The sequence below is a fragment of the Vibrio chemaguriensis genome, from assembly GCF_012275705.1.
GTDB classification, from domain to species: domain Bacteria; phylum Pseudomonadota; class Gammaproteobacteria; order Enterobacterales; family Vibrionaceae; genus Vibrio; species Vibrio diabolicus.
This window is the reverse complement of record NZ_SHOE01000018.1, coordinates 74308-97275: the sequence shown is the minus strand read 5'-3', so window position 1 is coordinate 97275 and position 22968 is coordinate 74308. Positions and strand designations below refer to the sequence as shown.

Annotated in this window: 16 protein-coding genes and 1 other RNA gene; 12 read left to right on the top strand and 5 right to left on the bottom strand. The window is 41.6% G+C overall.

What is annotated here, in order from left to right; genetic code table 11:
* The first annotated feature begins 163 nt into the window (after positions 1–163).
* A complete protein-coding gene (locus EX191_RS16805) occupies positions 164–3205 on the top strand; it encodes a cadherin repeat domain-containing protein (RefSeq protein WP_193448106.1) in 3042 nt (1013 codons plus the stop codon).
* A gap of 64 nt (positions 3206–3269) precedes the next feature.
* Here the strand turns inward: EX191_RS16805 and tesB are convergent, their stop codons facing one another.
* Positions 3270–4130 (bottom strand): acyl-CoA thioesterase II, encoded by an 861-nt coding sequence (tesB, locus tag EX191_RS16800; RefSeq protein WP_005390581.1) that lies wholly within the window; start codon positions 4128–4130, stop codon positions 3270–3272.
* Positions 4131–4370: 240 nt separating this feature from the next.
* Between tesB and EX191_RS16795 the strand changes: the two genes are divergently transcribed.
* Entirely contained in the window at positions 4371–4805 is a 435-nt protein-coding gene (locus EX191_RS16795) for a YbaY family lipoprotein (RefSeq protein WP_012842007.1), read from the top strand.
* A gap of 30 nt (positions 4806–4835) precedes the next feature.
* Here EX191_RS16795 and EX191_RS16790 read toward each other — a convergent pair whose 3' ends face one another.
* Entirely contained in the window at positions 4836–5138 is a 303-nt protein-coding gene (locus tag EX191_RS16790) for a DNA base-flipping protein (RefSeq protein WP_053807141.1), read from the bottom strand.
* Between the two features lie 257 nt (positions 5139–5395).
* On the opposite strand from EX191_RS16790, the gene EX191_RS16785 reads away from it, so the two are divergent.
* The 6 genes from EX191_RS16785 (at position 5396) to EX191_RS16760 (ending at position 12203) form a co-directional block, all read left to right on the top strand.
* On the top strand, positions 5396–6139 hold the full coding sequence (locus EX191_RS16785) for a VP0952 family biofilm-associated protein (RefSeq protein WP_005390598.1): 744 nt from the start codon (positions 5396–5398) through the stop codon (positions 6137–6139).
* Positions 6140–6291: 152 nt separating this feature from the next.
* Complete coding sequence (locus EX191_RS16780; RefSeq protein WP_193448105.1) at positions 6292–8295, top strand: GGDEF domain-containing protein; 2004 nt, start codon at positions 6292–6294, stop codon at positions 8293–8295.
* Between the two features lie 137 nt (positions 8296–8432).
* Positions 8433–8529, top strand: an RNA gene (ffs, locus tag EX191_RS16775) — signal recognition particle sRNA small type.
* A 119-nt stretch (positions 8530–8648) separates the two neighbouring features.
* On the top strand, positions 8649–9272 hold the full coding sequence (locus EX191_RS16770; RefSeq protein ID WP_025577761.1) for a TnsA endonuclease N-terminal domain-containing protein: 624 nt from the start codon (positions 8649–8651) through the stop codon (positions 9270–9272).
* 2 nt (positions 9273–9274) lie between these two features.
* Complete coding sequence (locus EX191_RS16765; protein WP_193448104.1) at positions 9275–11140, top strand: Mu transposase C-terminal domain-containing protein; 1866 nt, start codon at positions 9275–9277, stop codon at positions 11138–11140.
* Positions 11109–12203, top strand: a complete 1095-nt coding sequence (locus EX191_RS16760; RefSeq protein WP_193448110.1) for a TniB family NTP-binding protein — start codon at positions 11109–11111, stop codon at positions 12201–12203. The genes EX191_RS16765 and EX191_RS16760 overlap by 32 nt, the downstream gene beginning before the upstream one ends.
* 2 nt (positions 12204–12205) lie before the next feature.
* Here the strand turns inward: EX191_RS16760 and EX191_RS16755 are convergent, their stop codons facing one another.
* Positions 12206–12514: a helix-turn-helix domain-containing protein gene (locus tag EX191_RS16755; RefSeq protein ID WP_140119903.1), complete on the bottom strand. Its 309-nt coding sequence runs from the start codon at positions 12512–12514 to the stop codon at positions 12206–12208.
* A gap of 101 nt (positions 12515–12615) precedes the next feature.
* Here EX191_RS16755 and EX191_RS16750 point away from each other — a divergent pair, with 101 nt between their 5' ends.
* Positions 12616–13161: a hypothetical protein gene (locus EX191_RS16750; RefSeq protein ID WP_025577768.1), complete on the top strand. Its 546-nt coding sequence runs from the start codon at positions 12616–12618 to the stop codon at positions 13159–13161.
* Entirely contained in the window at positions 13155–14537 is a 1383-nt protein-coding gene (locus tag EX191_RS16745) for a DEAD/DEAH box helicase (RefSeq protein WP_193448103.1), read from the top strand. The genes EX191_RS16750 and EX191_RS16745 overlap by 7 nt, the downstream gene beginning before the upstream one ends.
* A 548-nt stretch (positions 14538–15085) precedes the next feature.
* On the opposite strand, the gene EX191_RS16740 is transcribed toward EX191_RS16745, so the two are convergent.
* On the bottom strand, positions 15086–15295 hold the full coding sequence (locus tag EX191_RS16740; RefSeq protein ID WP_193448102.1) for a hypothetical protein: 210 nt from the start codon (positions 15293–15295) through the stop codon (positions 15086–15088).
* A gap of 140 nt (positions 15296–15435) precedes the next feature.
* Positions 15436–19206, bottom strand: coding sequence for a TniB family NTP-binding protein (locus EX191_RS16735; RefSeq protein ID WP_193448101.1), 3771 nt, complete (start codon positions 19204–19206; stop codon positions 15436–15438).
* A 458-nt stretch (positions 19207–19664) separates the two neighbouring features.
* Between EX191_RS16735 and EX191_RS16730 the strand changes: the two genes are divergently transcribed.
* Both EX191_RS16730 and EX191_RS16725 read left to right on the top strand, forming a co-directional pair.
* Complete coding sequence (locus EX191_RS16730) at positions 19665–20876, top strand: TniQ family protein (RefSeq protein WP_193448100.1); 1212 nt, start codon at positions 19665–19667, stop codon at positions 20874–20876.
* Positions 20877–20878: 2 nt separating this feature from the next.
* A complete protein-coding gene (locus EX191_RS16725) occupies positions 20879–22966 on the top strand; it encodes a type I-F CRISPR-associated protein Csy2 (RefSeq protein WP_193448099.1) in 2088 nt (695 codons plus the stop codon).
* Positions 22967–22968 lie beyond the last annotated feature (2 nt).

The following is a 22968-nucleotide window of genomic DNA, read 5'->3' as shown; positions in this document are numbered from 1 at the left end:
TTTTTTTGTTTTAATGCTACGGCGCCCACCGAGACCTACACAAGGCTATGCGTAATACAGTAGCAAATACTTAAGTAATAAAGTACTCAAAAATGGATATAGTGATTAATAAAACATCGTATTATTATCGCTAGCACTTATTTGTGACAAAGTGTTTCTAAAAATGAACAGAAAATATTATTTGCTTTTTCTCGCGGCGTTACTCGCTGGTTGTGGTGGTGGAGGTGACTCTAAAACGAACAATACAAACACACCAACTACGATAACAAAGCAGAGCCGTCCACAGTTAAAAGCTGAAGACACGGTATTGAAGTTTGAGGGCGTGGGAACCGTTACAGAGGCAAAATTGAGCAATGTACATGGCTCGGTGTCTTATCAAGTCATTGACTCTAATCCGCTAAATGTTGTGAAAATTAATGACTCTGGAATGCTACAAATTTTGCGTCCAGGAACGGCAACAATTCTGGCTACGGATAGCAGTTCTGCTTATGAATCCTCTGAAGCACGATTTTCTATCACTGTGGAACGAGGTATTAACACAGACCTTTCGGTTAGTGATCTAAACTTCAATGCAATCGAATCTGAAGGGAAAGCGCTGACCGTTCGTGGCCAAAAAGGTGAATTGAGTTATGAAGTAGAAAGTGGTCATAACTTGATTCGGGTTGATCAGAACGGTTCGGTATATTCATTAGGCTCAATTGGCCAGGCGTCGGTACTGATTACTGACTCAGGTAACGAGCTTTATCTGCCGAAGCAAGTTCGCGCGACGGTGAAGCTTCATGGAGTAGCATCCGGGCAACTTCAATTCGCCTTGCTGGAAGACGAATATAGAGAAGGGCTGACGTTAGAACCTGCACGTTTAGATAAAGCTCAAACGCAAAGCATCACATACAAAATCATTCGCAGCGAACCAGACAACAAAGTTGCCGAATTACTCAACCCTGAGTCAGGTGTGCTCCTTGTTCATAATGTTGGGCAGTTAACCGTTGAAGCGACAGCAACTTACAGCGATGCCTTTTTAGATAAGCAGCAAACGGCGCAATTTGTTGTGGATGTAAAACAAGGTCAACGCGAAGCAATCAGCGTAGCGGATGTTGTGAAAACTTATGAGGAAGGTGGCCGAATTTTCCCTAAGGTGACGAATGCTCGCGGCGACTATTCACTGCGAATTATTAGCGGCACAGATGTTATCGCTAAATCTATGAGCAGTGAAGCACTGCTGATCAAAGGTGTAGGTACGGCTGAAGTTGAAATCTACGAGCATGAAATGCGTAATTATCCTGCAAGTAAAGCTCGCTTCAATGTTGAAGTTAATCGCGCGCCTCATCCAGTGATGAACGACATTGAAATGTCGCTTATTTATCAGCCTAGCCTCTCAATTCCTTTGGCATTTTCAGGACAAAAAGGCAACGTAAGCCTAGTCGGTAGTTTACCGGACGGTTTAAGAATGACCGATGGCAAGTTAGAAGTAGAGACGGCTGGTGAATATCGTCTTAAGTTTGAAGATGATGGTGGGGATTTATATCAACCAATTCAGTTTAATGTAGTCATCAAAGTAGCGAAAGCTGCGGGACAAGCCATGGTGACACAAGATTATGAAATGGTGTATAGCAAAGACTATAGCTTTGATCTTCGTCGTGACTTTGGTTTAAGTACAAGTAACGATCATGTAGAACTCGTTGATAACACTGCTACAGATGTTATAGAGGTTACTGCGGATGGACGTGCCTATGTTTACAAAGCGGGTAAAGCGACCTTAACAGTTCGCAGACAGGAGAGCGCGAATTATACTGCGGGTCCAGATCAGAAAGTGTACGTTAATATTCTGAGTGCGCCGAGTCGGATTGATGTGCAATCCGATGTGGAAGACACTTGGAAAACCAGCCAGCCTTATGTTCAAAAACCGACCATCTCTGGTACGGTTGGCGAAGTTTCGTATCGATTTGCAGAAAATGCAGCAACGGATGTGGTTTCTCTCGACAGCAAAACGGGCGAGATGCGCATTCTCAATGCTGGCAGCACAAGAGTTGTTGTATCGGATGCAGGGGACGATAAATTTACTCCGGGTGAAAGCAGTTTCTCTGTAACGATCAAAAAGGGCACAAACCCTGTATCGATTGCTTATCCAACGGTAGACTTTTCAGCGGGTACTATTATCTCACCAGTGATGAGTGGAGGAGAGGCGAAAGCCAGTTATCGTCTTATTAACCAAAAAGATCCTGTGGTTGAGTTAGTCTCTTCTGAAACGGGGCGTTTGAAGATTTTGCACGCAGGCGAGTACCAATTAGAAGTGACGCTAACTGCACGTAACTATACAACTAAAACCGTATTAGTTAACGGTACCATTAATAAAGCGGATCATCCCGGTCTTACCACGAAACTTCAAACCGTTGAGTTTACGCCTTTCAAGGCAATTGACTTAGATTTCGGTAGAGCGGTCGGTACTCGCACTTACTCATTTGGCGATACTGTGAGCAAAGATCTTGCCACATTAGACAATGCGAATGCTGAGTTGACGCTAACCAATTACTCTCAATACCATTCTATTGCGCTAGATATCTCTGAGAGTGAATCGCGAGATTACAAAGCGTTACCAAGAACAAAAGTCACGGTTAGTGTCAATTTGGCAGAGTCGGGTGTTGCAGATAAATACACACAACTTAATAGCGAACAAACCGTCATTGTGAGCACGCTTAGTGCCCCACAGTTTGCCAATTTAGAAGAGAGTGAATTTGGTATCTTGGGTTCGCGTTCGGTACGTGAACCGACGGATGACGAGCTGCAAAAACACGGTAAAGGTAAGGTTGTGCTATTTATGTTTAAGCCAGTTGGTAGCGATGATCGAAGACAAGAAAAGGCAGCATGGGTGCATGTTGCTCGATTCGATGGATGTACATCAGAGCTATTTGCTGATGACCTTAAGCCTTTTAATGCAATTGGTTATGATGATCCAGGGTATTGCACCAGCGGTAGCACTATCCGTATGACTCGGTTCTTAGTGATTGATGATTCTAATTTGGAAGACATAGAGTATGAGTTGGCTGCACCAATCATTACTTACCGTCGTGGGGTGCGTGAATTTTTAGCAACGGATAAAGGTGGATTCTATGCTGACCCGAATGTCGTTTACGGGAAAAGCGAATACGGTTACCCGAAATCACTTTACGAATGGTCGGTCATTACTATGAAGTATCAACCAAATTAATTATCGTTTGATACCCACAAAAAAGGAGTGCTGAGCACTCCTTTTGTCGTTTAGGGTTTAGTGGTTACTTGGTATAGCGCATTACACCTTCTTGCACTGCGGTTGCCACTAAATGACCTTGCTGGTTATAGATTTCGCCACGCACTAACCCACGAGTATTACTCGCTGTTGGGCTTTCTATCGCGTACAACAACCATTCATCCATTTTGAACGGACGGTGGAACCAGATTGAATGGTCAATGGTGGCAACTTGGAAGTTTGGCGTCATTAATGACACTTCATGTGGGTGCATTGCTGTCACGAGGAATCCCCAATCTGATGCGTAGGCCAACAGGTACTGATGTATAAGCAGGTTCTCTGGCATTTCACCATTGGCACGAATCCAAAGATACTGCTTAGGCTCTGCTTTTTTGGGTTTTAGGGGGTTGATGACCGTAACAGGACGGGTTTCAATTGGCTTTTCACCACAAAATGTTTTGCGTAGTCGCTCTGGCAGGAATTCGGCTATATGGCTAGCAAGCTCACTCTCAGAGGCGAAGTTTTCTGGGCCAGGAATGTCTGGCATCTCCTTTTGATGATCAAACCCAGGTTGATCGCCATGGTAAGACGCCGTTAAGTAGAAAATAGGGCGTCCATTTTGAATCGCCTTAACGCGTCTGGTGCTGAAGCTGCGGCCATCCCTTAGGTTTTCTACATCATAAATAATGGGCTTTTCTGGATCACCAGGGTACAAAAAATAACTATGGAAGGAGTGCACCGCGCGTGTTTCTTCAACGGTGTAGCGCGCAGCAGAAAGCGCTTGCCCAATCACTTGGCCGCCATACACTTGAGGCAAACCTAGGTTTTCACTTTGGCCACGAAACAAGCCTTCTTCTAATTTTTCGAGTTGTAGTAGGCTGAGCAATTCTCGTAATGGTTTACTCATTGTGTCTCCTCACCGTTGTCTTTCACTCCAACTTACCTCAACAGTCTCACTCTTGTGAAGTGCCATAGTTAAGAACTATTGAGTAACTTAGAAATAGTATTGTTCCGATTATGAAACAAAATCAATTGTTTGATAAATTCTAACTCAGTCAAACTATTGTCAAATAAACTGACAGGAAGCAGACAGTTTTATATTCCACACCTATAATTGCTCCGGTTTAATACTCTTTTCGAGGAAGATATGAAAAAAACACTACTGCTTGTTACTTCTTTACTCTTTGGGGCTGCGTTAGTGGGTTGCCAAACTTCTCAAAATACAGAAATGGAATCTGCAGAGGCGTCAATGAAGACGATTACAGGTACAGTGGCTTACCGCGAGCGTATTGCTCTGCCGCCAAACGCAGTGGTTACCGTCGCGTTAGAAGATGTGTCTTTGGCTGACGCGCCAGCAAAAGTACTAGCAAAACAGACATTCGAAACGGAAGGTAAACAAGTTCCTCTTTCTTTTGAGCTGAACTACGATAACAATGAAATCAAACCAAACCATCGTTACAGCGTCCGTGCGCGTATTGAAGTGGATGGTAAATTGCGTTTTATCAGCGATACGCATAACGGTGTAATCACAGATGAAGCACAAACTCACCAGTTGGATATTCGTCTAGTTGGTACGCGTTAATATCAAACTCAGCGAACCAAAAATGGCAGCCTAAGGCTGCCATTTGTATTTTCTTAGCGAAATTTTTCCAATCTCAGATACTTCAATTCCTTCGGCTTCTAATTTCTTTGTTTGTCGTTTTAAATCACTGCCTTTTAAGGATATTTTTCCTTGACTATTTATCACTCTAAACCACGGGAGTTTGCTGTCCTCTGGCAAATTACCAAGCGCTTTACCAACATGTCTTGCGTAGCCCGGGTAACCTGCCATTTTTGCGATTTCCCCGTAGGTGGAGACTTTTCCTTTTGGAATTTGGTGAATTACAGCAAAGATTTGCGCTAAAAATTGGTCCATACTCAAAAGTGTCTATTGTGGATTACTAAGGAATGGTAAACCATCGGACTTGTATATTGCTAACGGTTCTTAACGTTTATATTGCCCGCGATTGACTTTTGTTGATCACATTTTCTCTTCAGTCGTGCCGTATGTTAATGAGCGTTAAAAAGCATAAAACAAACACAAGCTAAGCTTGAATCTAGACCCTCTCAACGACTTTTAATCCCAGTTTTTGCCGTTGAGTTACCAAGTAGGTGGGGAAGCCAGGAGGCGCTATGATTTTATCGACACTTCAATTTTTCATTACGACTTTACTCGCAGTGGTGTGCGTTCGAGCGATGAGTTTGAGCGAGGGAGATATTCCCGTTCTTGCACTCATGATCCCGGCGTTGTGGATCTTGCCACAAGGCGGGTTTGCAGGCTTGGTGTTGCTGGGCGCAATGATGGCTTTTGGCGCTACGCTCTCAATGCAACCAATCGCGCTATCGATTGGTATTTTGATCCTTTTCCCACTTTTAATGGTAGTGTTCTCTCGTAGAAGTTCGTTGGGCGTCCTGCTCACCGCAGGTCTAATCGTACTTACTCTACAAGTCGGTATTATGGTCACGCAACAAGGTGGGAAGCTGGATGGATCCGCTTGGGTTACAGTGGTTCAAACTGTCTCGGTCATGGCGATGTGGTGGTCTGCTGTACATTGGACCCCATCCAATAAGCACAGCTGGTGGCCGATGCTGTTGTTGTTCCCATTATGGATTGCTGGCTTGCCATATGCCGTGCTTGTGGCATTGAGCGTGACAGGAATGCTGGCTTCAATGGAAACCCTCGCGAAGCTTAAACACTCCATTCGTTGGAGTAAACTATTGTGCTGGACATTACCGACTGTTGGCTTTGCTGCCTTAGTGGTGAGTCCGACTACAGATGTACCAAACCCTGTTTTTGTTGTTTGGATCTGTTTGTTAGGAACGGCTTGGATGACGGACTATATCTTACGTAGCAGCGATGAACAGGCAGAATTATGAGTATTTCGTCAGGTAAAAAGTGACACGTGCGGCAGACTATCGAATTGGTTGTGGAACAAAATGAAGATTAGTATATGTTCTTCATTTCATATTTACTAAACTTCCAATAATAATAACCACATTATAAGTGGTTGATTTAAGATAAGTTTGTCATGACTACCTTTGCTCGAACACTGTTGCTTTTTACTTGTTGCCTACTGAGTTTGAATGTAAAAGCTGAATCACCTTTAATTGCTCATTATAAAGTTGCGACAGAAGCGGATGATGTCGTCACCCGTGTTCTTTTTAATGCTGCATCGAAAGAGTTCGGCTTTACCGTTCAATATGTGAACTATTCCAGCTTTGATGCCATTCTAAATTCCGTCGCGAATGGGGAAGCGGACTTTGCTGCGAATATCACTTACACAGAAGAGCGTGCTCAACGCTTTAGTTACTCCCGTCCAACTAATATCGAATATACCTACCTTTTTGGATTAAAGGACTCGACGTTGAGTGACATTTCACGAGTTGGCGTCCCTAAAGATACGGTTTATGCCGAATTACTTAAACAATACTACCCGGAGCTAAAACAGGTCTCTTATCAAGGTCATGAGCAAGCGGTAACGTTACTGAGATCAGGCGTTGTTGAAGGCATAGTTGATGCCATCAATCAGCTTAAGCCGATGCTGCTGGAGGGCTTTGACGCTAAGATGTTGAATGATCAGATTTCGATAAAGCCAGTATCGATCATCAGTAAAAAAGATCATCATCTCGAAGAGTTGGATACGTTCGCTACGTTTATTCATGGGGAAGGAGTGCAAAAGCAACTTCGTGAAGAAATCTCCCAGTATCAATTTGAATTAAGGCGAGCGGCATTGCGAGAATCTATTCGCTTATTACCTCTCGATTTTAGTGAGCCAATACGGATCAAGCTCGAATCTATCTTTCCATATGTTGTTTACAACGAAGACGGCAGTATCGAAGGGATGACGGCAGATGTCGTCCTGAGAAGCTGTGAGATCTTGGCATTAAACTGCGTGATCATTAGTGAGCCAAATGAAAGTTGGGGTTCCATGTATCATGAGTTTATGCAGGGGAATTTTGAAATTTTAGCGCCGTTAACGGTCAGTCGCGAGCGACATGAATTTAGTTACTTTCCCAAGCCCCATTACTCACCAGCATCCGTTATGGTCAAGCGTTTAGGTTACAAGCCGAACACTTACTCTCATGTGTCACAGTTGATCTCTGAGCGGATTGGTGTGGTTGAGGACGACTTTTTCGATCAAATGATGACGCAACTTTTACCGCTAAAAGAGCTGAAACGTTATCGTACCCAACAAGAACTCATTCAGGGTTTATTGAATGAAGAGGTCGATTACATTCCGATGGATACCGCGATGCTCAACCACTTTTTACGTCTGAGCGAGTTGGTTCCGATAGAGCAGGACACGGCGATTGGTGAGTTTTACCAGTCACAACTTTCTGTTGGATTGGTGGCGAACGAGAAAGGTGCCATGCTTGCTCCTTTTTTCAGTCGAGCGATAGCGATGTTGGAAGTTGATAAGATCATTGCCCAGTACGACCTGCGCCCAGATTGGCGTACCGCGCTTGAATATGAGGTTCGGCTGGCGACGCAAACACAGGCTGTGTTTGTCTTTGTATTGTTGTTTGCGATTTGTGTTTCGCTTTATCTTTACCGTCAATCGAATACCGACAATTTAACGGGGTTAAGAAATCGCCGCGCGTTGCAAGTAAAACACCGAAAAGGCGTAAACAAAGATCTATCCATACTTTACTTAGATATTAACCACTTCAAACGAATCAATGATACGTACGGTCACCGTGCTGGTGATGAGGTGTTGCAATTATTGGCGCTAAAAATTCATTATGTATGGTCAGGGAAAAGTTACCGGATAGGGGGAGATGAGTTCATCTTGTTGGGCTACCCGACTCAAGCAGAATTAAATAGGGCAATGAAAGAGCTCAGCAGAATTGATGTAAAAGGCAAACTGTGTAGTGAGTTAGAGTCTGTGGGTATCTCTATCGGTGTCTCTGCAAAAAGAGAACAGCACATGAGCTTAGAGCAAGCCATGCATTTAGCTGATGAAGATATGTATTCAAGTAAGCAGTCAACACGCCGCTATCCTTCTTCGCATCGTTACGTGGCTCAATCATAGAGGAATGAATTGATCGAGTTTTGTCCAAACGGTAATGAAATGACGAAATTCAAGGCTTTTGCTCTTGCATTATGAGGACTGATACTGAATAATCGCCCCATCGATTGAGGCAAGTCCTCTCGAAAAGAATTATGGGGCTCTGGTCCTCTCGCAACAATAGCTCGTGAACTCGGTCAGGTCCGGAAGGAAGCAGCCGCAGCGGGTGACTTGTGTGCCGGGATGTGGCTGGGGTCCCACCCTTTATGAAGCCTGCAATATATGTTCGCATAAATTGCAGGCTTTCTTCATATTTGCACCATAAGTCTTCATAGTCTATTTTTTTGTTGTGGGTTTACAACAAAAGTGATTTTGCTATGTTCGACCAAACCAAGAAGTCATCTCACGTACACAACATCTGTAAGTTCATGAGCTTGAAGAATGATGCAGTTGTTCGCACTCTGTCTATTTTAGAGTTTGATTTCTGTTTTCACCTCGAATATAACGCAGACATCAAAAGCTTTACCTCCCAACCTTTTGGCTTCAACTATCAATTCAATAATCGAAAATGCCGATATACCCCCGACTTTTTGGCGACAGATCACGATGACCATTCAATTTTCTTCGAAGTAAAACACTCAAGCCAGATTCTCAAACCTGACTTCAGGGACCGATTTAAAGAGAAACAAAGAGTTGCATTGAATGACTTTAACAGACGCTTAGTTTTAGTTACTGAGAAGCAAATTAGAATGGGTCCAACTTTAAATAACTTTAAGCTACTACACCGTTACTCTGGATTGCGAACCGTGACTGAGTTTCAAAAGTTAGTGTTGGCGTTTATTCAACGTAAACAAATGGTGAAGTTACAAGAGGTGTCTTTGTATTTCGGTTTATCGGAGAAGGACACACTTATCTCTACTCTACCTTGGATCTCTTCGGGGCAAGTTAAAACAGACCTAAACGGCATTGGCTTTGGTCTCGAAACCTACGTTTGGTGTTAACCATGTCATCGGACTCTAATAACATATTTGGGTTCTTTGATGAGTTTGAAGCTTCAGAGGGAGAGTCTCAGCCGCTTCCAATAGAGCTAATTCAAGAACCTATTGAAATCTCTTCAACTATTGATTCTCAATCTCCGAAGGTACAGCAAGAAGTTATCCGTCGTATCAAAATCATCGATTTCGTGGAGAAGCGTTTAAAAGGTGGATGGACCGAGAAAAACTTGAACCCTATCTTAAGTCTCATTGAACCAGAATTACAGCTCACTCCCCCGAGTTGGCGAACTTTAGCAACTTGGAAAAAATATTACTTTGAAGCGGGTAAAGACCCATGTGCACTTATTCCGAAGCATACGTTTAAGGGCAACCGCCAAAAAGAAATGGATTCGCAATCCTTGATTGACGAGGCAATTCAGAACGTATACCTGACACGTGAACGACTTAGCGTTGCAGAAGCATACCGATACTATAAGAGTCGAGTAATTCAAATAAATCGCGGGATTGTCGAGGGTAAAATCAAACCAATTTCAGAGCGTTCTTTTTATAATCGAATACACGACTTACCTCCATATGAGGTAGCGATCGCAAGGTTTGGCAAACGATACGCAGACCGAGAATTTCGCTCGGTTGGTCAGCAAGTCGTTGCGGCCAAACCAATGGAATATGTCGAAATTGATCATACCCCAGTTCCAGTTATTCTAATTGATGATGAGCTAGACATTCCTTTGGGGCGGCCTTATCTCACGATGCTGTATGACCGTTTCAGTAAATGTATCGTAGGTTGCAGCATCAACTTTAGAGAACCTAGTTTTGACTCTGTCAGAAAGGCGCTATTGAACTCGGTACTAGATAAGAGCTGGGTAAAACAAAAGTATCCATCTATTGCTAATGAATGGCCTTGTCACGGTAAAATAGACTGTTTAGTTGTCGATAATGGCGCTGAGTTTTGGAGTCAAAGCTTAGAAGACTCGTTACGGCCTCTAGTGTCTGACATTCAATACAGCCAAGCTGCTAAACCTTGGCGAAAGTCAGGGATCGAAAAGTTGTTTGATCAGATGAACAAGGGGTTAGTGAACGCACTACCTGGAAAAACATTCACCAATCCTACTCAACTACAAGATTACAACCCAAAGAAGGATGCGGTGGTTAGAGTTTCTGTGTTTCTTGAATTACTCCATAAGTGGATTGTCGATTATTACCACATGGCTCCAGATTCAAGAGAGCGTGATATTCCATACCACAAGTGGAACCAATCGGAATGGACTCCTTCCTACTACGATGGTGCTGAGAAGGAGCAGCTTAGAGTTGAGCTAGGTTTGCTTAGACACAGAACCATTGGAGTGGCAGGGATCAGGCTTCATAACCTACGCTATCAGTCCTCAGAACTTATTGAATACCGTAAATATTGGGCATCCAACAATGGCAAAAAGCTGTTTGTTAAGACCAAAACAGACCCTTCTGATATCAGTTCTATTCATGTTTACCTAGAATCTGAAAAGAGGTACGTAAAAGTTCCAGCGGTAGACAACAGCGGATATACAAAAGGGCTGTCTCTTTTTGAGCATGAGCGAATACAAAAAGTACGTAGGCTTAACACTAAGCAGCTTGCTGACGATGAGGCACTTGCGGACACATTTCTATACATGAAAAAACGCATTCAGGAAGAAACCGATAGGTTCCACAGTGCAAAAAGTAGTAAGTCTAGCTTGCCTAAAACGGGCAATACTTCGAAATTAGCAAAGTTTAACGATGTGGGCTCAGACGGACCAAGCTCAATCAATACGACTCAAGTTAAACAAGAAAATACGGTGTTGTTCGATGTCTCAGGGCAATTATCTAATGATGATTTCGAAGATATTGAGGGGTATTAATTTGAACTTAACATCTAGTCAGTTTGAGCAACTAAAGTCCTTTGAAACTTGCTTTATCGAGTACCCTGAAATAACTGAAATCTACTCTATTTTGGATCAACTTCGTTTCAACCACTCTCTTGGCGGTGAACCGGAATCTTTTCTAATAACCGGTGAAGCTGGAAGTGGAAAGACGGCTATGATCAACAACTATGTCTCGCGCTATCAATCGGGTTCAACTTGGGGAAAGCAACCAGTTCTCAGTACCAGAGTACCGAGCCGCATAAATGAGCAGAATACGCTCACACAGTTTTTAGTCGATTTAGATGGAAAGTCGGGCGGAAGAGGTACTCGACGACGTAATGAAATTGCTCTTGGAGAGGCTGTTGTAAAGCAACTTAAACGTAAATCTGTTGAGCTGATTATCGTCAATGAAATTCAAGAGCTTGTGGAGTTTTCTACAGCAGAAGAAAGGCAAACTATTGCGAATACATTCAAATATATAAGTGAAGAAGCAAAAGTCTCGTTTGTGCTGGTTGGTATGCCATATGCTGATGTCATAGCGACAGAGCCACAATGGAATTCGCGATTGAGTTGGAGACGAAAGATTCATTATTTTAAGCTGCTGAAAGCTACCAACCATTCGTGTGAAGTGGCAACTTATGGCTTTGACTTGGAGCAAAAAAAGCACTTTGCGAAATTTGTCGCAGGTTTGAGTGCGAGAATGGGTTTTGATGAAGCGCCAGTGCTTACAAAAAATGAAGTGTTATATCCTTTGTTTGTTGTGTGTAAAGGGGAGTGTCGAGCGTTAAAGCACTTCTTGAAAGATGCACTACTTATGAGTTTCAATGAGAATGTCGATACGATAGACAAAGCTATATTGTCACGCACGTTTTCGTTTAAGTTTCCCTATTTGGATAATCCCTTCAATTGTCCTGTAGAGGAGCTTCGTCTTCATCAAATTGACTCTGGATCGTCTTACAACCTAAATGCCATCGCTTCAGAAGATAAAATACTTGCTCCACGTTTTACGGATGCAATTCCGTTGAGCATGTTATTGACCAAAAATGGACTTAAAGCCTAATATTACCCCTCGCTCTTCAAACTCTTCAGCAACGCTGCCTTCTCTGCATCACTCATCTTATCAATTGCGCATGCCAATTCAGCGCTCAATTCGTTTCTACAGAAAAAATAGTTTAGTGGCACATCTAACTCTTCAGCCATACGCTCAAGTGTACCAATATCTGGTACGTGCCTACCTTTCTCGTAATGGTTCATTCGACCACTAGCAGAACTTGGTTCCATACCAATTTTCACCCCTAAATCTTTTTGGGTGATTTTGGCTTTTTTACGCGCAGCTTTGAGCCTCGCTGGGATTGGGTTGTCTTTCTGCACTTACTCATTTCTTTTCAACCTTTAGATAACTTAGATTGTCTAAGTTTTACTGATTTTTGTATACTTAGCAATCCTAAGTTTTTACTGAATGAAAGAGTCACATGAAGAAAGTAACCAGAATTAACCTTGATATGTTTAACCTATTGATTGAAAAAGGGATGGATAATTTTTCTGTTATAGAAGCTAGGGATGCTTTGTTAAACGGTACTTCAACCTTTCCGAGCAGTGACGATGCTCGAAAGTATGTTTATAAGCAACTTTTATCATTTGAGGAGAAAGGCTGGCTTTCTGTAACTGGGACTCGCAGGGACAAGCGTTACCACCAAACCAATGACTTCAAAGCGCTCACTATTGAGCCTAGAATGCCCAGAAAAAGAAAGGTCACTGAGGAATCAGTGACTGGTCAAATTCTCGATTCTTCCCTAAATACATTGGCGCAAGAGAAGAAGCTGCATGAAGGTGAGTTAGCGATAACTCTGGGAGAAATAGAAGAGTATCAATCATTACTGATGCGCTTTCCAAACAACAAGCAAGAGATACAACCACTATTTAATTTGGCAAGAGAACGCTCAGCCAAGCTATTAGGCAGAATTAATGCGTTAACGAACTGGATGCAAGTGGTGCAAGGTAATGCACAAAAATGTTGAGAGCATGGCAAGCTGAGTGCGTAGATCAGGCTATCAATAAGTTTTCATCAAATCGACGCCCACATTTTTTCTGTCAAGCCACTCCTGGTGCAGGTAAAACGGTCATGGCTGCAGAGGTTGCTAAGCGTCTTTTTCAAGAAGGTATGATTGACTTAGTTCTCTGTTTTTCACCGTCGCTTTCGGTTGCCGAAGGGATGAAAAATACCTTTTCATGGACATTGGAATGTTCCTTTAATGGAGGCTTGGGTTCTCTTGGGGGCTCTTACACCTATCAATCCATCCGTTTTTTAGATGAAAACTTCTGGAACACCGTTAGTAAATATCGGGTATTAGTCGTATTTGATGAGATCCACCATTGCTCGTTTGATGATGAGGGGCGGTCAAATTCATGGGGGCTAGAGATTGTGTCAAAGATCCAAAGCTTTGCTCGTTATACTCTGGCTCTATCGGGTACTCCCTGGCGCTCTGACCGTTTACCGATAGTTATGGCAGAGTATTCTGATCCAGAAGGCATGCTTGTTTGCGATTATCAATACGGCTTGCAACAGGCAGTTGTTGATGGGGTATGTCGCCAACCTAAAATTGCCTTGATAGACAACGAGCATTTGAGTATCCAGACTGGCAGTAGTAATCAGAATTTTGCTTCCATTTTGGAATGCCTTAAAGAATCCGATGTTTCTTATCAAAGCGTCATTCACAATGAAGAAGCAATGGATTACATCTTGAATAGTGCCTGTAAAAAGCTAGCGCAGATCAGGGAACTTTCGCCAAACGCAGGCGGGTTGGTGGTCGCTGCTTCTATCAAGCACGCGAAAGATATTCAAAAACGCTTGGTCAAGCAGTTTAATCAATCAGCCACCATTGTGACTTATCACCACGTAAGCCCACTAAATGAAATTGAATCTTTTCGAAACTCGAATGTTCAGTGGATAGTCAGTGTTGGGATGATAAGTGAAGGTACGGATATTCCTCGGCTACAGGTTTGTTGTCATATGAGTTCGGTTAAAACGGAACTCTATTTTAGACAGGTCCTTGGGAGAATATTGAGAGTTAATGATTCACCTAACCAAGAAGCATGGTTGTATACCTTTGCTGAAGAAAGTTTGATTGGGTTTGCTGAAAGAATTGAGCAGGATATTCCTGATAGTTGCATGTACATTAAACAAGAGAATAATGTGCCTAGTGCTGTAGATTCACAATGCTTATCAATAAGCACCGTATCGGAAAGCGCTCAATCTAATCGCTCTCAACCAAGCTTACTTAGTTGGGGAAAAGCTTCAGATATCATTAACCCAAATAATGTTGAGCCTACTTTAGCATTGGATGAGCTGAAGTTAGGCCAATTTAAACAGAGAGTCATCGCAGCGTTCACTTAAACTAATTCTGCTTCAATCTGTTTCAATGTTTTACCTGAAGAGTTTTTCTAGTAATCAGGACTACTGCAAAGATAGCCAAATAGGACGGCTGCGGCTTGCGAGGCACTCGTAAACAGAATATCTTCAGCCGCAACCAAATGATCTCCAGATGGTGCTAGCACACTTTACTATTCTAGGTTAGTACCCAACTTTGTATAGTCTTTAAATAAACTAGCCTGTGCAGTTGTTAGCGCTTGAGAGCCTTTCAATACGACAATGCCCTCATCAGTAAGTATTGTTTTAGCATCAACTTTTTTGATCTTCAGTTGCAATAAAGTGTTCTCTTGCTCCAGTTATTTGTTCCCTAGAGAACAAATAACAGTACGAATGTCAGAGGGCAATAAAGTTTTAACACAAACTAGCCATCACATGAGCTAGCTCGTTGCTGGACAGAAGTGAGTTAGTGATAGTGTTCTAAAACGCTTCTGTCAGATTAGGAAAATTATGTTGATTCCGTGAGTGCTTGTTAAGTGTGAGAGATGTTGCCAACGATGTGGTTTGTTTATTCACTACATTTCATCAACAGCAAATCGTTCTGAGCCACCGTTGAAACAGACATAAAACTTGCGACCATCGCTATATACCTGAACCTCTGCGCCATTCATATTGTGGTAAGGGCGATCTATCATTGACCATCTTGTACAGTCATCTAGTTCAAGTACAACTAAACCCATATCACTATATAAGCTCTCAACTAACGCTTTTGATACTAATTTCATTTGCACCTCAAATTATTTGTCTTCACTTTCAATAATTTGACACCTAACGCCTTGCTCACCAGTAAGTTGGGAGGGCAGCGAGTAATTTATCCGTGTGCAGCAACTTGTTATAGGGCAGTGTTCTTTCACTACATATCAAGCTATCTGCTTTCCATATAATCTCTCTTCTTTTCATATTCAATAGATTTCAATTTACCCTCAATTTGTTTCTCCACATAGAATTTATGCTCAAGAAACTGAATGGAGTTAAAAAGTGGCAGCAAACTTTCAAGAAAATTCCTTTCTCCCTCCAAGATGGGAACTCGACTTCCCGACCATGACCGAGTAGTTAGTTCGTAATCTAGCGTTTGAAAGTCCTCAAATTTAGCATTTTCACTAAGAAATAGACCTAACAGTTCCCGCCTGAATTCTTCACTAAGATATTGTGCAGATTGAAATAAAAAACACGTAAATTTAATATCCGAAGCATTTTTCTTGACGGCATTGCGGAAAAAATTATGTTTTTTCTGATTCATATCTTCCGATTCAGTTTTCCCTTTTTCTTTAGTGAATAATTTACTAAATATATTTTCTCTATACCTGAAAGAGTGTTCATCTTTACTCTGAAGATATCTCGCGTATTCTTCAACTTCTTCGATGTAGCCCTCTCTTTCCCACAAAAACTTTAACTCTGGCATATTTGTGTGTAAATCAGGCCATCTTTCATTTTCATATATTTGATCGATCAATTTATATAAAAAAGCAAACCGTCTGTCTAAAAGAAGTTTTAAAGCGTCGCCAGAATAATCCCAGTAACGCTCTAGACTGTAGGTGGCTAGGTATGCATCAAAAACCAGTTCCTCATCTGGCTCAAATGCTTCAAACCAGTTGCCAAATATGCTGGAGTGACTACTAAATAGGTGTCCTAGTGATCTTGCATAGTTAGCATCTTCATGGGATTTATCAGTTAGAATTCTGACTACTTTGCTATAAATAGCATCGTCAATGCTCTTATACTTATCCAAGTAATCTAGCCAACCATGCAATTCGTTACTTGGCGTGTTGCTAATGTGCTCTATTAATAAGCGAGCGTCATCATCGGCAATGGACTCCTCTGGCAATGATGCAAAATAAGTAGATAGCCATAACTTCTTCCACCGATATTCTTTGCTATTTAACAGCGAAAAAACGTCACTACTAGATTGAGACTTAAACAGGTCTGTAACTAAGAAATGAGGATTTACTTCAAAATAGTCATCATAATCCATATACCTCAATACAATTTCAGGAAAGAGGTCAGGCACTGATTCAGCCATAGCGTGAAGACTCATTTCGATTCCGTTTTTTAATGAGTAACCCCTATCTCTATCCGACAGGGCATTATTCAATTCTTTACACCTATCAATGAAGTCAATGAAATCTGTTATCGAAATTCCTGCAAAATGCTCAACTAAACTCTGATGACGGTATTGATTGTATTCCTCATACCCCATTTCAAGCATGCGCCGCTCATGCCTGTCTTCAAGAAGTAAGTGTGAAAGTTTAAGCGTTTCATTAAAGAATTCTTCTTTCCACTCCTTTGGATAGTTCAACTCCAAAGATTCAAGGTGCTCACAATAGTCTTGCATCATCATGCAGTGAGACAAATTATCCTTATTTAACTTTTTAACAAAATATCGTTCAAAAAGAGGAAGGTCAGCATCAGCCATATCCGCTCCCTCATATCTTGCTCTGCCTATGTACTCACTAATTACATCAATAACGAAAGGTTGCAACTCATCTTTATCCATTAGAAAAGATAGGTTTGAGATAATCTTATCTCTTAAAGCGAGTAGGTATTCATCAGGAGATAGCCTAAAAGTTATTATGCTTATTGCATCACCGTGAGACCACTGATGCTCCCTGTGCTCAACTTTTAGCAGATAACTAGCCGTTAAAATAAAAAGTCGACTGAATAAGTAGTTTTCCCCTTTATCCAGTTGTTCTATCAACTTATCTACAATGAACGATTGTACATAATAGCCGTATCGACAATCTTTAGGCTTAAAATTGTAACGTTCAGACAGCACTCGTATTACAAAGCCAAGGGACGCCTTACTTTTAGCAAGATATTTAAGCAGCAATTCAAAGGACATTTTAAATTCTTGCTCATCATAATACCTAAAACTTGTTAACAAACTGATTAAAGATGATTTATCTGCCTCGTTCTTAGCCTCCTCATAATTTTCATCTTTCCAATCAATATCAACGTCCGGCATTCCGCTAATAACCTTTGATGAAAAAACCAAAGCCTCTGTTGGCAGGGCAAACCAAAAAGTGCTCAAAAACTCTATCGATTTATCGACACTCTCGCTTTCAGAATATTTTTCAAATATATCTTTAACCTCACTCCTAATGCCAGCAACAACTTTCCTTTGGTCAAAGGCACTAATGATAGGATTTAGTGAATCAACAATAGTTCTTGTGTAGTCAGGATAGAAATCTTTAACGATTAATGAGAATGGTATTATCTTCTTTTCAAATACGGTTATATAAAAAAGGTAAGTAGATAGAACTTGGTCAGATATCTTCACTACTTCGCTTTCATACAAATCGACTATTTCGTTTTTATGTAAGATATCAACAATTTCCCAAAATTCCTCAGCCTGTATCCCGAAGGAATTTTCCACCATACCCATTTGCTGTTCATTAAGTTTGTCAATTTTTCTAAAGAAAGAAATAGCGCAAGCCGCAACAACCAACCTCTCATCGTTAAGCACAAGTTTTACATTCTCGTTCTCCCCAAAGTAATCGCTATATAAGGAAGTAACATTTTGGATAGACTCTATTTTATTTGTTTCTATAGCAACTTTTGATGCCATTACAGCCAGTCGTGGATTGCCGCAGGATATTTCTTGTATTCTTTTTTGGTACTCCCCATTTTTAATTCCAAATAATGTTTCAGACAACTCTTTAATCTGCTCATCAGTTAAAGGGGTAATGACCTGCTCATGAAGTTCGGTATATTTACTAACCTTTTCTATAACGGATTCTCGTGCATAATCTCGTACTGTAGCGATAATTCGAAAAGTCCGGCTTTCATCTTTTTCATTTAGATAGTGAAGTATGTAATCAAGTCGATTGTCTAGTCTGTTTGCATCGTCGATAAAAATAAGATAATCCCCTGGTTCGCTAAAGCATGCGGTTATATCCCTTATTAGGTCTGCACCTTTATCAAAAAGACAAACAACATTTGTGTTGTTGTTTTCTTGTTGGACTTGTTTTGCCAAATTTACTGAAAATAATGTTTTTCCTAACCCGGCTGCACCTGATACAAGTAGAAAATTAGAAGAATTCAGAGTGCTGACTGCATTACTTAGCAAGTCATCACAGAATAGCAACTCATTGTCGATAGACGTTGTAAAATTGCTTCTACCATATCTTTCAATAAAATCATCAATACTCAACAACTGACCAGTATCTAATGGTAAATCTAAATACTCTTCTGATAGGACTGGATAAGAATTTTTAATGCTCAAAGAAATTGAATCAAGACCATTGAGAGTCAACATTACTCCTCTTTCGTAGCAAAGGGTTCTAAGTTCGTTGATTTCTTCCGTAGTAAGTTTACCCAAATAACATATGATTATTTCACTGATTTCATCTACAGGAATGCTTGTTTTATTTTCATCAAAGCACTTTTCAATGTCATCTTTTAGTTTATTGGCTAGACGCTCCTGTTGAACGGTATATTCCGAAAAAATATACTTTCCATTCTTCTGCATAAACAGACAGTCTGGCGTACCTTTAACAACTCGGTCAGTTGTATTCATCATTCCAATAGGGTTTATATTTTCATACCCCTTTCTATACAGCCAATCATCACAGAGTCTTTGAAATTTTCCGCCTTCCATTTCAAGCAACTTAGATTTTATTTGGTTTTGACTTCCCATAATCCCTCTGTGTGAACATAAATTCTAAAACTTAGGCAGCTGGATCTGAATGCCCTATAACAGTGCGTTTCAGCAGACATTGTCTTTATAATATTTTCAGAAAATAAAGACACAACGCCAGCAACATACTGTTCTATCAGTCTTATTCTTCCTTACACTCACAAATTGCAGAACATGTCTGTATGGTAGTAAGTGCTCAACTAGACTCATAATCTGCCATTAACAAAAGTAGGTCAAGAAATGACATGAGAAAGTGGTCAGGAATTTTGAGCTAAACAGTTTTGGGGCAGAACCTTCTTAGATCGTTCGCATCACAGTTTGTGATCACCAAGCGATTCTGTCGTATATTGGATGAGTTAGTAGGCGTTTTTTTGCAAAACACATTGGCTTCTATAGTTGCAATATATGAAATATCTTCGATACTAAAACTTAGATATTCTAAGTTTTAGTGGTGACATGTGGAAACGGACATTCAACTTTACCCTGATGAATCGCTCGAAAGCTTCTTGTTGCGCTTATCGCATGAACAAGGCTACGAGCGATTTTCTCATTTCGCTGAAGATATCTGGTTCGACGCCATGGATCAGCATGAAGCGATTGCTGGTGCTTTCTCCTTGGAGCTCAGCCAAGTCAATATCTACCACGCGCAAACCACAAGTCAAATGCGGGTGAGGGTTCTAATCCACCTTGAGAACCAATTAAAACTCAATAACTTTGGTGTACTGCGCTTAGCTTTATCACATTCAAAAGCTCAATTCTCTCCGCAATACAAAGCAGTACACAGATTCGGTTCTGACTACCCTTATACTTTTCTTCGCAAACGCTTCACGCCTATTTGCCCTCTGTGTGTTGACGAAGCACCCTACATTCGCCAGCAGTGGCAACTTATCTCTCACCAAGCTTGTGAACACCATGGCTGTAAACTGGTTCATCACTGTCCTGAGTGTAAGTCGAGACTTGAATACCAAAGCACCGAGAGTATTAACCAATGTGAATGTGGGTATGAACTCCGAAACTCGCCAGTCGAAGATGCGCCAGAGGCTGAGGTATTGGTCGCTCGATGGTTGTCAGGAAATGATTCAAAACCCTTGGGATTGTTAACAGGGGAAATGACGTTATCTGAGCGCTATGGCTTTTTACTTTGGTATATAAATCGTTATGGTGATATCGATGACCTCAGTTTTGAGTCATTCATTGAATATTGTTGCGCTTGGCCAACGGCACTGTGGCAAGACCTCGATGCCTTGAAAGAGAGGGCAGAACTTGTTCGAGTAAAAGATTGGAAGAAGGTGTTTTTCAATGAAGCCTTCGATACTCTGCTTAAAGGTTGTCGTCAGTTACCTAGTCGGCAGTTGAGTCACAATACCGTACTGACACAGGTGTTAGCTTACTTTACTCAGCTCATGGCAACAGTTCCATCAAGCGCGAAAGGAAATATCGGTGATGCACTGCTCAGCCCTCTAGAAGCTTCTACATTGCTTTCTTGTACAACAGATGAGGTATATCGGCTGTATGAGTTTGGTGAGATCAAAGCCGCGATTAGGCCGCGAATGCATACAAAGATAGCGAGTCACGAGTCGGCGTTTACTCTAAGAAGTGTCATCGAAACAAAGCTGACTCGAATGAGCTCTGAAAGTGATGGTTTAAGTGTATATCTACCTGAGTGGTAATTATGACGAAATTAAGTGACTTATTGGCAATCGAAGACGAAGCAGTAAAGCAGGTTACGCTAAAGAAGATGTTCATGCCCTATACGGAAGAAGTCTGTGTTGAAGGGGGTGAAAAAGAAGCGTTGACGATCTTGCTCAATCTCAGCTCAAACCATAAATTAGATAGGTGCTTGGATTGGTTGGATGTTGCCCGAGCTAAAAGGCATTTAAAAGCGGCTGAGAACCTAGAGGCGTCCCTTGATGAAATTAAATGGTTCCACACTCATAATCTCAAGTTTCCAGACTGTCGAGTTAAAGATCAGCGGATACTTGCACAGGCTCTTACGACAACCGAGGTATTCATTTCAAGCGGAGTATTAGAGCAGCGCTTGGGGTGGGCGCATAACTCTGCGGTATATCGTCACACATTGTGGTTATTGAATCCTTTTAATTGGCAATCACAGCCCGTATGCATTCTTTCACTTATACAACAAGAAAGCCCCGTTTGGGTTGAGTTGCTCAAAGAGTTTGGTTTAGGTGCTAAGTCACTTGCTCGCTTAAAACATACAATTGAAGAACAGCTCCTTGATAATCATTTTCCCGATAGTGTCAGCCCTTTCAGCAAGCAACTACGGTTTCCGTGGGGGGATGATTATGTTTCGGTGACCCCAGTGGTTAGTCATGCCATTCAGAGCGAGTTAGAAGTAAGATCGAGAAGTCGAGAAAGTAAGCTTCGTTTTGTATCTTCGTCACTGCCTAATTCTGCAAGTATCGGGAACTTGTGTGGCAGTTTAGGTGGGCATATGAAAGCTCTTAACTACCCGCTAGAAGTCAAACCATCGAAAGGTGGGACGTTAACTGAAAGTCGCAAAAAGAGTGGTCACTACTTTGATGACTGTCAGGTAACTAACGCCAAAATTTGTCAGGTGTTAAATCACTTAATTGGATCAGAACCATCAAAAACACAGAAGCAAAGGGAGAGCGCTCGCAAGGTTAGAAGTAAGATATTGCGAAAGCAGATAGCCCTTTGGATGCTTCCTTTAATTGAGTTAAGAGATATCGTTGATGCTGACCCTAATCAACAGCAATTGGAACATGATGACACTTTAGCTCAAGCCTTTTTGGCGCTACCAGAATCGGACCTAGGCTCCTTAGCCAGTGAGTTTAATCGCCGCTTACATCTTACGTTGCAGAATAATAAGTATGCCGCCAAGTTTGCCTATCACCCTAAGCTTATGCAGCTCGTTAAAGCCCAAATTGTATGGATTCTCGAACAGCTCAGTAAACCTATTGGTAATGAAGATAAGGTAACGGGCGAGCAGTATATCTATTTGTCATCAATGAAAGTGCAAGATGCTGTCGCAATGAGCAGCCCTTACTTGTGCGGTGCTCCTTCTTTGACGGCTATTTGGGGCTTTATGCACCGTTATCAAAGAGAGTTCAATAAGCTAGTTAATAGTAATTCCCTGTTTGAATTTTCGAGTTTCTCTTTTTATGTTCGAAGCGAGAACATTCAATCGACCGCGAAGCTTACCGAGCCTAACTCGGTTGCTAAAGCTAGAACGGTTTCAAACGCGAAACGACCTACCATTCGTAGTGAACGATTGGCGGACCTAGAGATAGACTTAGTTATTAGAGTTCATAGTGAAAGCCGAATTTCAGATTTTAAGGCCGCGCTTAAAACGGTACTTCCCGTTGCTTTCGCCGGAGGGGCGTTATACCAACCACAGCTCTCGACGCAGATTGAGTGGCTAAGGACGTTTACCAGTAGGAGCGAGCTTTTCCATGTCATAAAAGGTTTGCCAGCCTACGGGCGATGGTTATGTCCAAGTGAGAACCAGCCGAGTGACTTTGATGACCTAGAGCATTTAATAACGAAAGACGCTGATAATTTGCCAGTTTCTATTGGCTACCATTTGTTAGAACGTCCGACTAAACGGTGCAACTCGATCGCCGATTGTCACGCCTATGCAGAAAATGCGATAGGGTTAGCTAAGAAAGTGAACCCGATAGAAGTACGTTTTAGTGGAAGAGATCACTTTTTCAATCATGCCTTTTGGTCGATAGAATGCAGTAGCGAAACTATTCTTATAAAAAACTATAGGGGTTAATC